Consider the following 12,553-nt stretch of genomic DNA (forward strand, 5'->3'; position numbering starts at 1 on the left):
GCCCGCCCCTCCCCCACGGGACCGCTCACGCCACCCCACAGGAGACAGCCATGTCCCTTTCCCTGCACGAACCCCTTCACGAGTTCCCGCACACCGCCGGGCCGACCGCACCCGGTGCCGCGACCGCTCTCCTCGGGTCCTACCGCCCCGCCACCGACCGCTTCCTCGCCACACCCCACCGCACCCTGCTGGGCCGCGGCACCGCCGCCGCGATACCCCACGACTCGCGCCCGCCCGCCGTGCGGGTCCGCGAGGTGCTGAACGCGCTGCGCCGGCCGGGCGATCCGGTGCCGGTGGTCGTCGGCGCGCTGCCCTTCGCCCCGGACGCGCCACCCTCGCTCGCGGTACCGGAGTCGGTGCGCTGGGCACCGCCCCTGCGGGAGGACCCGCTGATCGCCCTGCCCGTCCCCGAGGGCCTGGACCGGCCCCGGTGGACGGTGCGGGAGGTCCCCGAACCGGAGCGGTACGGCGCGGCGGTCGCGGCGGCGGTCGAGCGCATGCGGGCCGGGGAGTTCGACAAGGTCGTCCTCGCCCGCACCCTGGAACTCACCTCGGCCCACGAGCCGGACCTGCCCGCGATGCTGCGCCGCCTGGCCCGCCGCGACCCCGCCGGCTACACCTTCGCCGTGCCCAGCGGTCCTGGCCGCACCCTCATCGGTGCCAGCCCCGAACTGCTCGTCGCCCGGCGGGGCGGCCGGCTGACCGCCAACCCGCTCGCGGGCTCGGCGCCCCGCAGCGAGGACCTGGCAGAGGACGTGCGACGCGCGGTCGCCCTGCTGGAGTCCGAGAAGGACCTGCACGAGCACGCCGTCGTCGTGGCCGCCGTACGCGAGGCGCTGGCGCCGCTGTGCGGCGCGCTGGAGGTGCCCGAGCGGCCCACGCTGGTGCGTACGGCGGCCATGTGGCACCTGTCGACCACGGTCACGGGCGAGGTGGCCGACGCCGGGACGACCGCGCTGGACCTCGCGTCCGCCCTGCACCCCACCCCCGCCGTGTGCGGCACCCCGACCGAGACGGCACGGGCCGTGATCGCGGAGTCCGAGCCCTTCGACCGGGGCGCCTACACCGGCGTGGTCGGCTGGCAGGACGCGGACGGCGACGGCGAGTGGGTCGTCACGATCCGCTGCGCCGAGGCCGAGGGCCGGACCCTGCGGCTGTTCGCCGGCGCCGGCGTCGTGGCGGCCTCCACGCCTCAGTCCGAGACGGCGGAGACCGCCGCCAAGTTCCGTACGTTCCTGGACGCGGTGGGAGCATCGCTGTGACCCTCGCCCCGGGCGTGGACGCGCCCACCTGGCCGGCCGAGTTCGCCGCACGCTACCGCGCCGCCGGCTACTGGCGCGGCGAGACCTTCGGCGGCATGCTCCGTGAGCGCGCAGCCGAGCACCCCGACCGGCTCGCCCTGGTCGACCCGGCACCCGAGCGCCGGACCTGGACCTACCGGGAACTGGACGAGCGCGCAGACCGGCTCGCCGCCGGGTTCCTCGCGCACGGCATCGGCAAGGGCGACCGGGTCGTCGTACAGCTGCCCAACGTCGGCGAGTTCGTCGAGGTGGTGTTCGCCCTGTTCCGCATCGGCGCGCTGCCCGTGTACGCGCTGCCGGCGCACCGGGAGACGGAGATCGCCCACTTCTGCTCCTTCGCCGAGGCCGTCGCGTACGTCGTCCCGGACGTGCACGCGGGCTACGACCACCGGGAACTCGCCTCCCGGATGCGGGAGTCGGCGCCGACTCTCAAGCACGTGTTCGTGGCGGGCGAGCCCGGCGAGCACACCGCGCTGGCCGAAGTGCCGTGCGAGCCTTCCGCCCCGTTCGACGGGCCCGAGCCGCACGAGCTGGCGTTCCTGCAGCTGTCGGGCGGGACGACGGGCGTGTCCAAACTGATCCCGCGCACCCACGACGACTACCTGTACTCGGTGTGGGGCTCCAACGAGATCTGCGGCGTGGACGGCGACACCCGGTTCCTCGTCGTGCTGCCCGCCGCGCACAACTTCCCGATGAGTTCCCCCGGTTGGCTGGGCGTGCTGTACGCGGGCGGCACGGTGGTGCTGTGCCCGAAGCCCGACCCGGACACCGCGTTCCCGCTGATCGCCCGGGAGCGGATCACCATGACGGGCCTGGTGCCGCCGCTGGCGCTGGTGTGGACGCAGGCCGCGACCGAGACCGCGCACGACGTGTCCAGCCTGGAGCTGGCGCTCGTCGGCGGTGCCAAGTACAGCGAGCAGGCGGCCCGACGGCTGGAGCCGGCGCTGGGCTGCCGGCTGATGCAGGTCTTCGGGATGGCCGAGGGCCTGGTCAACTACACGCGGCTGGACGACGACACCGAGACCGTCGTCACCACGCAGGGGCGGCCGATCTCACCCGACGACGAGATCCGTGTCGTCGACGACGCCGACCGGGACGTCCCCGACGGGGAGTTCGGGCATCTGCTCACCCGCGGCCCGTACACGATCCGCGGCTACTGGCGGGCCCCGGAGCACAACCGGCGGGCGTTCACCGAGGACGGCTTCTACCGCACCGGTGACATCGTGCGCCGCACCCCGACGGGCCATCTCGTGGTGGAGGGCCGGGCCAAGGACCAGATCAACCGCGGCGGCGAGAAGATCGCGCCGGAGGAGGTCGAGAACATCATCCTCGGCCACCCGTCCGTGCACGACGTGTCGGTGGTCGCGGTGCCCGACGACTACCTGGGCGAACGCTCCCTCGCCTACGTGATCCTGCGCGAGGGCGCCGAGCCGTTGCGGCCGGTCGCGGTCAAACGGTTCGTGCGCGAGCGCGGCATCGCCGCCTACAAGGTGCCCGACCTCGTCGAGTTCGTCGACGCCTTCCCGCAGACCGGCGTAGGCAAGATCAGCAAGAAGCACCTGCGCTCCGCCGCCGGTGAGTCCGACCCCGAGAGGCCCTCCCCCATGGCCCTGCCCGCCATCGCCCCCTATCCGCTCCCGGCAGCGGACGAACTCCCCGCGAACCGCGTGTCCTGGACCGTGGATCCCGCACGTGCCGTCCTGCTCGTGCACGACCTCCAGCAGCACTTCCTCTCCGCCTTCCCGGCCGGTGAACAGCCCCTGACCGGCATGCTCGGGAACGCCGCGCGGCTGGTCGAGGAGTACCGCCGCCTCGGTGTCCCGGTCGTCTACTCGGCCCAGCGCGGCGGCCAGACGCCGGAGGAGCGCGGACTCCAACTCGACTTCTGGGGCCCCGGCGTCGCCGACGACCCCGACAAGCTCGCCGTGCCGGAGGCGGTCGCGCCGGAGGACGGGGACACGCTGCTCACGAAGTGGAAGTACAGCGCCTTCGTCCGCACGGGCCTGGCGGACCTGCTGCGCGACACGGGCCGCGACCAGCTTGTGATCGTCGGTGTGTACGCGCACATCGGCGTGCTGATGACGGCGGCCGACGCCTGGCAGCGGGACCTCCTCGCCTTCGTCGTCGCGGACGCGGTCGCCGACTTCTCCCGCGAGGACCACGACATGGCGCTGCGCTGGGCCGCCGGCCGCTGCGCGGTCGTCACCACCACCGACGCGCTCCTGAAGGAGGTCTGAGCCGTGGCACCCACCCCGCTCACCGTGGAACGGATCCGCGCCGACGTCGCCGACTGCCTCGGCGAGGACCCGGCGGACATACCCGTCGACGAGAACCTCGTCGACCACGGCCTCGACTCGGTCCGGGTCATGACGCTGCTCGAACGCTGGCGCCGCGAGCACGCCGTGACGGCCGACTTCGCCGACCTGGCCGAGCGGCCCGCCATCGAGGCCTGGGCTCCCCTGCTGGGGGCGGTGTGAGCGTCTCCCGTCCGGCCGGACTCCCGTTGACCGCGGCCCAGTCCGGCATGTGGTACGCACAGGCCCTGGACCCGCTCAGCCCCGCGCAGAACACCGCCGAGTGCCTGGAGATCGACGGCCGGCTCGACCCGGAGCTGTTCGCCGCCGCCCTGCGCCGGGTGACCGCCGAGGCCGAGGCGCTGCGTGTGGTCCGCGTCGAGGACACGAGTGAGGGGCCCCGCCAGTACGTCGCCGACCACGTCGAAGTGCCGCTGACCGTGCGGGAGCCGGCCGGCGAGGCCGAGGCGGAGGCGTGGATGCGCGCCGACCTGGCCGAGCCCTTCGACCTGGCGAGGGGCCCGCTGTTCCGGCACGCCCTGTTCCGCGTCGGACCGGACCGCTGGCTGTGGTACCAGCGCGTCCACCACCTCGTCATGGACGGCTACGGTTACTCCCTGCTGGTGCGCCGCACCGCCGAGGTGTACTCGGCCCTCGCCCGCGGCGACGAGCCCGTCCCGCGCGCCTTCGGCTCCCTCGCCGACCTGATCGCCGACGACGCGGCGTACCGCTCCTCACCGGCCTTCGACGCGGACCGCGCCCACTGGGCCGGGGCGTTCGCCGACCGTCCGCAGGCGCCCCGGCTCGCGGGGCGCGGGGCGCTGCCGTCCCGGACCTTCCTGCGCCGCAGCGCCCACGTGACCCCGGAGACGACGCTGCGGCTACGGGACCTCGCCGCCCGCCTCCGCGCCACCTGGCCGGACGTGCTGATCGCCGCCCAGGCCCTCTACGTCTCCCGCGTCACCGCGCAGCCGGACGTGGTGCTCGGCCTGCCGATGATGGGCCGCATGGGCTCGGTGTCCCTGCGCGTGCCCGGCATGGTGATGAACGTGCTGCCGCTCAGGCTCGCCGTGTCCCCCGAGGTGTCCTTCGCCGAACTGGTGCGGCAGGTGGTGCTCGGCATCCGCGAGGTGCGGCGCCACCAGCGCTACCGCTACGAGGACATCCGCCGCGACCTCGGCCTGCTGGGCGAGAGCCGCGCGCTGGTCGGCCCCCTCGTCAACATCATGCCGTTCGACTACGGCGTGGACTTCGCGGGCGCCCCGGCGCTCGCCCGGAACCTGTCCGCGGGTCCGGTGGACGACCTCACGGTCAACGTCCACGACCGTGCCGACGGCCGCGGCCTGCGCATCGACCACGACGGCAACCCGGCCCTGTACGACGACGACACCCTGGCCGCGCACCAGGACCGGTTCCTGCACCTGGTGGACCGGCTGACCCTCGACGACCCGCACCGCCCGCTCGCCGAGCACGCCGTGCTCACCCCGGCCGAACGGGCCCTGGTCCTGGAGGAGTTCAACCGCACCGACCGTGCCCTGCCCCCGACCACGCTGATCGGGCCGATCGAAGCGCGGGCCGCCCGCACGCCGGACGCCACCGCGCTCGTGTACGGGGACACCGCCTTGACCTACGGGCAGCTGAACGTCCGCGCCAACCGCCTCGCCCGGCACCTGCAGTCCCTGGGCGCCCGGCCCGGCGCGGTGGTCGCCGTCTCGGTGCCGCGCTCGGCGGAGCTGGTCGTGGCCCTGCTCGCCGTGCTCAAGGCGGGGGCGGCCTATCTGCCGCTGGATCCGGACTACCCGGCGGCGCGCCTGACGTACATGCTCCGGGACGCGGCGCCCGTCTGCGCCGTCGCCGACCGCGCCGGCCGGCTCCCGGACGGCACGGGCACCGAGACGGTCGTCCTGGACGGCCTCGACGTGTCGGCGTACCCGTGGACGAACCCGCCCCGCGCCCTCACTCCCTCCCATCCGGCGTATGTCATCTACACGTCCGGTTCGACGGGCCGTCCCAAGGGCGTGGTCGTCCCCCACCGGGCGATCGACAACCGGCTGCGGTGGATGCAGCACGAGTACGGGCTGACCGCCGGGGACCGGGTGCTGCAGAAGACGCCGTCGTCGTTCGACGTGTCGGTGTGGGAGTTCTTCTGGCCGCTGCGGGAGGGCGCGGCTCTGGTCGTCGCCGAGCCGGGCGGGCACAAGGACCCCGTGTACCTGGCCCGGCTGATCCGCGAACGGGCGGTCACCACCTGCCACTTCGTGCCCTCGATGCTCCAGGTGTTCCTGGCCGCCCCGGAAGCGGCCGGGTGCGGGGCCGCGCTGCGCCGGGTCTTCTGCAGCGGCGAGGCGCTGCCCCGCGAGACCGCGCAGACCTTCGCCCGTCTGCTTCCTGGCGTCGGGCTGCACAACCTGTACGGTCCGACGGAGGCCGCCGTCGACGTCACGTACCACGCCTGCGACCCGGCGGACCGGGGCCCGGTGCCGATCGGCCGGCCGGTGTGGAACACCCGCCTGTACGTGCTGGACGCGGCGCTCCAGCCGTGCCCGCCCGGTGTGCCCGGCGAGCTGTATCTGGCGGGCGTGCAACTGGCCGACGGGTATCTGGGCCGGCAGGAGCTGACGGCGTCCCGGTTCGTGCGCGATCCGTTCGGGCCTGCGGGCGCCAGGATGTACCGCACGGGCGACCTGGCGCGCTGGACCGGCGGGGGCGAGGTCGAGTACCTCGGCCGCACCGACCACCAGGTGAAGCTGCGCGGTCAGCGCGTCGAACTCGGCGAGATCGAGGCGGCGCTCGCCGCCCGGCCCGGCGTCGACGGCGCCTGCGCGGTGGTGTGGGAGGACCGTCTCGTCGGCTACGTCACCGGTGACGCCGAGCCGGCGGACGTACGGGCGGCGCTGGCCCGCGAGTTGCCGGAGCACATGGTCCCGGCGGCCGTCGTGGTCCTGGCGGCGTTCCCGCTCTCCCCTAGCGGCAAGCTGGACCGTCGTGAGCTGCCCGCCCCGGTCTTCGCGGGCGGCGCGGGCGCACGGCCCCCGGCCTCCGCCCACGAGGCGGCGCTGGTCCGGCTGTTCGCCGAGGTGCTGGAGGCGGAGGGGGTCGGACCCGAGGACGCCTTCTTCGACCTGGGCGGCACGTCGCTGCTCGCGGTGCGGCTGGTGGCGCGGGTGCGGGAGGAGTTCGGTACGGAACTGACCATCGGCTCCCTGTTCGAGGCGCCGACGCCCGCCGCGCTCGCCGCTCGGCTGGAGGCGGCCGGACCGGCCGCCGAGGAGGCGCTGGGCGTCGTACTGCCGCTGCGTACCGAGGGCGAGCGGACACCGCTGTTCGCCGTCCACCCGGCGGGCGGCCTCTCCTGGTGCTACGCCGGGCTGGCCGCGCGGCTGGGGCCGCAACAGCCCGTGTACGGTCTGCAGGCCCGCGGTCTGACCGGCGACGAGCGACTGCCGCGCACGTTGCGGGAGGAGGCGGAGGACTACGCCCGGGAGATCCGCGGCGTCCAGCCGCACGGCCCGTACCGTCTGCTCGGCTGGTCGGTCGGCGGGGTGCTCGCGCACACCGTGGCGGTGCTGCTCCAGCGGGCCGGTGAGAAGGTCGAACTCCTCGCGCTGCTCGACGCCTTCCCCTCCGAGCAGTGGCGTCAGCGGCCCGCACCCGAGGAGGGCGACGCGCTGACCGCGGTGCTGCGCATGGCGGGCTTCGACCGCACCGGCGAGCGCGACCGCGAGGACGTGCTGGCCACCCTGCGCCGGGCGGGCAGTCCGCTGGCCGGGCTGCCCGAGCGCACCCTGTCCCGGATCGTCGACATCGTGCCCAACCACGCCCGCATGATGCGCGCGCACGAACACGCCGCCTACGACGGCGACGTGCTGTTCTTCACGGCCGCCGCCCCGCGCGCCGAGGACTGGCTGACGCGCGAGGCGTGGCGTCCGTACGTGAGCGGCGCGATCACCAACCACGACCTGGACTGCACCCACCCGCAGCTGATGCGGGACCGGTACCTGGACGACGTCGCGGCGGTGCTCGCCGCGCGTCTGAAGGAACTCGACGCGTGACGCGGGCCGCCGTCAGCGGCCCAGGAGCTCGACCAGCCCGTCGGCCAGTTCGGTGCGCCAGCAGAGGTAGTCGTGACCGCCGTTGAACTCACGGTAGGAGGCGTCGTGGCAGCCGATCGACGCCAGGGTGTCGCGCAGCCTGCGGGCGGCGGGCAGGGCGACCCACTCCTGTGTGCCGAAGGAGAGCCGGAAGCGCACCGGCGGCCGGGGGCCCTCGGCGAGGGCCCGGGTGAGCCACTCCGCCTCCGGTCCGACGGGCCACCAGAACGACCCGGACTGGACGAGCGCGTTGCCGAAGCGCTGCGGCGCCGCCACGGCCGCGTACGCGGCGGTCAGCCCGCCGAGGCTCTGCCCGGCGACTACGGTGCGTGCCGGGTCGTCGGTGAGGGGGAGCCGCCCGGCCGCCCACGGCAGCAGCTCGCGGGCGAGGAAGTCCACGTACTCGGGCCGGCAGGACAGTTCGGCCCAGCGCGTCGCCTCGTCCACGGCCTCCGGCAGCACGGCGGCGAGGGGCGGGACGCGGCCGTCGGCGATCAGGTTGTCGAGCAGGTGGGCGAGGCCGAGTCGCGGCCCCCAGTGCTCGCCGTCGAGCAGCACCAGGACCGGCAGCCCGTCCTGCTCCCGGGCTCCGCCGGGCGGTTCGTACAGCCAGACCCGGCGGCTCCCGCCGAGGCGCGCGCTGACCACGGCGTGCTCGCTGAGGGTGCCGTGCGGGACGCCGGGGCGGGGCGCCCAGTCCGCCGCGTTCGGGGCGGCGGGCAGTTCGGCGTAAGGCACCGCCCCGCCGTCCCAGCGGTGGGGCAGGGCACGGGAGTTGTACGGGTCGCCGCGCCTGCGGGTGCGCAGCCGGCGCCAGTACGCGGCGGTTCCCGGCGCGGGTTCGCCGCCCTCGTCGACGTACAGGTCGTAGGTACCGCGCCAGTCGTGGCGCAGGCGCAGCGTCCAGTGCCACACGTCCGTGCCGGGGACGTGCTCCATGAGGTTTCCGGCGGGGTCCCGCGGGTCGCCGAGCTTGTTCGGCAGGACCTGGACCGCGCGGGTCGTGGGGGTGCCGCGCCACAGGAACGTCACCGCCCGGCGCTCGGAGTCGCCCAGCGGATCGGGGCCGACCAGGGGCGTGCCGCGCTCACGGATGTCCTCCCAGAAGCCCTCGGTGCCGTCCGGGCCGGGCAGCTCGCACACGGGGTCGGCCAGTCGCGGCACCGGGTGGGTGCGGGGCGCGCGGGGCGGGTGGTGCGGGGCGCCTTCGGGAGGGGCCTCGGCGATCGCGTGTGCGGAAGTCAATTGACCGTCCATCATCTCTTAGTTAGGTTAGGCTTACCTTCCTTGATCTTAAGGGATCAATGGGTCGACCCCGCTCAGAAGAGGGAGTTCCACCATCATGTCCTCGTCCACCCCCGCCGTCCGCCCCCACCGTCACCGCACCGCGCTCACCGCCGCCGTCGCCGTGGCGGTCGCCGCGGGCAGCACGCTGACCCTGGCGGGCACCGCCTCCGCGCACACCTCCGGTTCGAAGGTCACCACCGCCAAGCTCACCAAGGGCCTGTACCAGTCGGCGTACTCCGAGCGGAACAACGTGCTGTGGGTCACCGCGGCCGTGGGCCGTCCGCCGGTCACCGAGTCGCACCTGCTGAAGGTCGACCCGCGGACCCTCGCCGTGAAGGCAGACCTCACCCCGCCGGTCACCGACAGCGCCACCGGCGCCGTCGAGGCCGTCTACGGCGTGGCGGTGGACGACGAGCACAACACCGTCTGGACGACCAACACCCGCGACAACACCGTCTCCGTCTACAGCCAGCGCACCGGCAAGCGCCTGGCCGGCCTGCCGAACGTCGCCCACGCCCGCGAGATCGTCGTGGACGAGCGGCACAACACCGTGTGGGCGAGCGGCTTCGGCGACGGCACGCTGGTCGCCTACGACTCCAAGTCGCTCGAGGAGAAGAAGCGGATCACCGTCGAGGGCTCCGCCCCGACCGGCCTGGCCGTCAACGAGAGCACGGGCACCCTCTACGCGGCCGACCTGAACAACGACCGGCTGATCGAGCTGCGGCGCGGCTCCGCGGCCCCGCGCTTCCTCCCGGCGGGCGACGGCCCGATCTCGGTCTCGCTGTCCAAGAACGGCCGGACCGCCTACACCGCCGACCAGACCTCCGGCACCGTCTCCGTGATCGACCTGGGCAAGGGCGTCGTCACCGCCTCCGTGGCGACCGGCGCCGGCGCCCTGTCCGTGGCGACCGACGAGCGCTCGGGCGACGTCCTCGTCGTCAACCGCACCGACGCCACCGTCACCCGGGTCGACCCGCGCCGGGGCGCCGTGGAGGAGACCGTGACCACCGGCGCCAACCCCAACCACGTGGAGATCGCCGACGGCACCGCCTACGTGGTCGACAAGTCGGGAGCCGGCGCCGCCGAGGACACCGTGACCCGGATCCGCCTCACCCGCTGACCCGTCACCCACCACCTGGCGCCCGTCACCCCCCGCCCCGGGGCGTGACGGGCGCCAGCCACATCCCCACGATCGCGTCGACGAGGCCGTCGGCCGCTTCCTGCCAGCTGGCGCGCGGGGTGGGGCGGTTCTCGGCGAGGGCCCGCTCCCGCTCCTCCGCGGTGTGCACGATGAGGTGGCGGGCCATGTCGCCCCGTTCCGCGACGACCTCGGCCGGCAGCGCGGGCATGCACCGGTTGCGGCCCTCCATGATCGCCCGCAGGGAGACGGAGGCGCGGGACTCCTCGGTCATGATCTGCCGCAGCGCCGGGTCGGTCATGACCTGGGCGCAGAACCGCGCGTACCAGGTGGGACTGCCCAGCGCCGCCAGGTGGTCGAACTGGGGACGGACCAGGCAGTCCACCCAGTCGCGCAGGTCGGGCGAGTCGCCGAGGGTGGCGAGCTGCCGGGCGCGCAGGTCCTCGACCCGCTCCGAGTGGCGCTGCGCGATGGCCCGGACGAGGTCCGCCTTCGTACCGAAGTGGTAGCCGACGGCGGCGTTGTTGCCCTGCCCGGCGGCCTCGCTGACCTGGCGGTTGGAGACGGCGTACACCCCGTGCTCGGCGAACAGCCGCTCAGCGGTGATCAGGATCAGCTGCCGGGTCGCGCTGACCTGTTCCGTCCGGACCGTCCTGCCCGCCATGATCACCACCGCGCCGGGACCTTTCTCCTTACGGCCCGCGACGACCAGTCCCTCGAGTCGTCGCAGGTCCGCCGCCGTACGGCGGGCTGTCACGGAAGCCTACGGGGCGGCGGCGCCGGGTCGCCGCCCGGCCCGGACGGGCGTTCCCTCTCCATACCCCGTAGGATACTTCAAGCGACTGACTTAAAAAGTTCGCACTCCGTACTCCGGCTCATCGCCGTACTCATCGCTCGAAAGGCTTCTCCATGCCCGCTTCCCCCGCCCCACCACGGCCGAACGCCGTGGTGGCGGTACTGGCCCTGGCCGGGATCGTCGTCGCGCTGATGCAGACCCTGGTCATCCCGATCATCCCGGAGCTGCCGAAGCTCCTGGACGCGTCGGCCTCGGACGCGGCCTGGGCGGTGACCGCCACGCTGCTCGCCTCCGCGGTGGCCACTCCGGTCGTCGGCCGGCTCGGCGACATGTTCGGCAAGCGGCGGATGCTGCTGCTCAGCCTGGTGCTGCTGATCTCCGGCTCGGTGGTCTGCGGACTGAGCGACGCGCTGGTCCCGATGGTCGCCGGCCGCGCCCTGCAGGGCCTGTCCGCCGCCGTGATCCCGCTCGGCATCAGCATCATGCGCGACGAGCTGCCGGCCGAGCGGCTGGCCGGCGCCACCGCGGTGATGAGCGCCTCCCTCGGGGTCGGCGGCGCGCTCGGTCTGCCGGCCGCCGCGCTGATCGCGGACAAGCTCGACTGGCACATGCTGTTCTGGCTCTCCGGCGCGCTCGGCGTCGTGTCCCTGGTGCTGGTGCTGGCCCTGGTCCCCGAGTCGGCGGTGCGCACCGGCGGCCGCTTCGACCTGCTCGGCGGCATCGGCATGGCCGCCGGTCTCGCGAGCCTGCTGCTGGCGATCTCCAAGGGCGGCGACTGGGGCTGGTCCTCGGGCACCACCCTCGGTCTGTTCGCGGCGGCCGTGGTGATCCTGCTGGTGTGGGGCTGGTGGGAGCTGCACACCACGGAGCCCCTGGTGGACCTGCGCACCACCGCCCGCCGTCAGGTGCTCTTCACCAACCTGGCGTCCGTCGCCATCGGCTTCTCGATGTTCGCGATGTCCCTGGTCCTTCCGCAGCTGCTGCAGTTGCCCGAGGCCACCGGTTACGGACTCGGCCGTTCCCTGCTGACCACGGGTCTGGTGATGGCGCCGTCCGGTCTGGTGATGATGGCGTTCGCCCCGGTCTCCGCGAAGGTCTCCAAGGCCAGGGGCCCGAAGGTGACGCTGATGATCGGCGCCCTGATCGTGGCGGCCGGCTACGGTCTGAACATCGTGCTGATGGCCGAGGTCTGGCACCTGGTCCTGGTCTCCTGCGTCATCAGCGCGGGCATCGGCTTCGCCTACGGCGCCATGCCGTCGCTGATCATGGGCGCGGTGCCGGCGAGCGAGACGGCCGCCGCGAACAGCCTCAACACCCTCATGCGGTCCCTGGGCACGTCGGTCGCCAGTGCCATCGCCGGCGTGATCCTGGCCCAGATGACCATCGACCTCGGCGGCTTCGCCCTGCCGTCCGAGAACGCGTTCAAGGTGGTCATGGCCATCGGGGCCGGCGCCGCCCTGCTGGCCTTCGCCATCGCGTCCTTCATCCCCCGGCACCGTCCCGCCGCCCCCGCGGCGGGCACGGCACCGGCCGACGGAGTCGAGACGGAGCCCGCCTCCGTCCGCTGACCGCGCCCGCGACGGCGCCGGTCCCGCCCGCCCGGGACCGGCGCCGTTCAGGCGAACCTGGCGGTCGACGCGCGTGAC

General features: G+C 74.0%; 8 protein-coding genes and 1 pseudogene. 7 read left to right on the forward strand and 2 right to left on the reverse strand.

Features of this window, described 5'->3' with window-relative positions; genetic code table 11:
• Positions 1-50: 50 nt before the first annotated feature.
• The 5 genes and pseudogenes from ABS735_RS20180 to ABS735_RS20200 all read left to right on the forward strand — a co-directional run bounded on the left by ABS735_RS20180 (position 51) and on the right by ABS735_RS20200 (position 7,647).
• Entirely contained in the window at positions 51-1,262 is a 1,212-nt protein-coding gene (locus tag ABS735_RS20180) for an isochorismate synthase (protein WP_373903005.1), read from the forward strand.
• A pseudogene (locus ABS735_RS20185) lies at positions 1,259-2,875 on the forward strand ((2,3-dihydroxybenzoyl)adenylate synthase); the annotation flags it as partial. The gene ABS735_RS20180 and the pseudogene ABS735_RS20185, both read left to right, overlap by 4 nt.
• Positions 2,876-2,905: 30 nt before the next feature.
• The gene (locus ABS735_RS20190; RefSeq protein ID WP_373903418.1) at positions 2,906-3,538 is read left to right on the forward strand and encodes an isochorismatase family protein; all 633 of its coding nucleotides are present in this window, start codon (positions 2,906-2,908) and stop codon (positions 3,536-3,538) included.
• A 3-nt stretch (positions 3,539-3,541) separates the two neighbouring features.
• Entirely contained in the window at positions 3,542-3,778 is a 237-nt protein-coding gene (locus ABS735_RS20195; protein ID WP_373903004.1) for a phosphopantetheine-binding protein, read from the forward strand.
• 47 nt (positions 3,779-3,825) lie between these two features.
• Positions 3,826-7,647, forward strand: coding sequence for an amino acid adenylation domain-containing protein (locus tag ABS735_RS20200; RefSeq protein WP_373903417.1), 3,822 nt, complete (start codon positions 3,826-3,828; stop codon positions 7,645-7,647).
• Between the two features lie 12 nt (positions 7,648-7,659).
• On the opposite strand, the gene fes is transcribed toward ABS735_RS20200, so the two are convergent.
• A complete protein-coding gene (gene fes, locus ABS735_RS20205) occupies positions 7,660-8,931 on the reverse strand; it encodes an enterochelin esterase (protein WP_373903003.1) in 1,272 nt (423 codons plus the stop codon).
• 97 nt (positions 8,932-9,028) lie between these two features.
• Here fes and ABS735_RS20210 point away from each other — a divergent pair, with 97 nt between their 5' ends.
• A complete protein-coding gene (locus tag ABS735_RS20210) occupies positions 9,029-10,093 on the forward strand; it encodes a YncE family protein (protein WP_373903002.1) in 1,065 nt (354 codons plus the stop codon).
• A 25-nt stretch (positions 10,094-10,118) separates the two neighbouring features.
• Here the strand turns inward: ABS735_RS20210 and ABS735_RS20215 are convergent, their stop codons facing one another.
• Complete coding sequence (locus ABS735_RS20215) at positions 10,119-10,775, reverse strand: TetR/AcrR family transcriptional regulator (protein WP_373903416.1); 657 nt, start codon at positions 10,773-10,775, stop codon at positions 10,119-10,121.
• A 245-nt stretch (positions 10,776-11,020) separates the two neighbouring features.
• Here ABS735_RS20215 and ABS735_RS20220 point away from each other — a divergent pair, with 245 nt between their 5' ends.
• Positions 11,021-12,475 carry an MFS transporter gene (locus tag ABS735_RS20220; RefSeq protein ID WP_373903001.1) on the forward strand — a complete coding sequence of 485 codons (1,455 nt, stop codon included), beginning with the start codon at positions 11,021-11,023 and terminating at the stop codon, positions 12,473-12,475.
• Positions 12,476-12,553 lie beyond the last annotated feature (78 nt).

The sequence above is a fragment of the Streptomyces sp. MMCC 100 genome, from assembly GCF_041538145.2.
Classification (GTDB): domain Bacteria; phylum Actinomycetota; class Actinomycetes; order Streptomycetales; family Streptomycetaceae; genus Streptomyces.

Bases quoted from the DNA above. Each gene is read 5' to 3' on its own strand.
- ABS735_RS20180 (WP_373903005.1), top strand. From the start codon at position 51: ATGTCCCTTTCCCTGCACGAACCCCTTCACGAGTTCCCGCACACCGCC.
- ABS735_RS20190 (WP_373903418.1), top strand. From the start codon at position 2,906: ATGGCCCTGCCCGCCATCGCCCCCTATCCGCTCCCGGCAGCGGACGAA.
- ABS735_RS20200 (WP_373903417.1), top strand. From the start codon at position 3,826: ATGTGGTACGCACAGGCCCTGGACCCGCTCAGCCCCGCGCAGAACACC.
- ABS735_RS20210 (WP_373903002.1), top strand. From the start codon at position 9,029: ATGTCCTCGTCCACCCCCGCCGTCCGCCCCCACCGTCACCGCACCGCG.
- ABS735_RS20215 (WP_373903416.1), bottom strand. From the start codon at position 10,775: ATGGCGGGCAGGACGGTCCGGACGGAACAGGTCAGCGCGACCCGGCAG.
- ABS735_RS20220 (WP_373903001.1), top strand. From the start codon at position 11,021: ATGCCCGCTTCCCCCGCCCCACCACGGCCGAACGCCGTGGTGGCGGTA.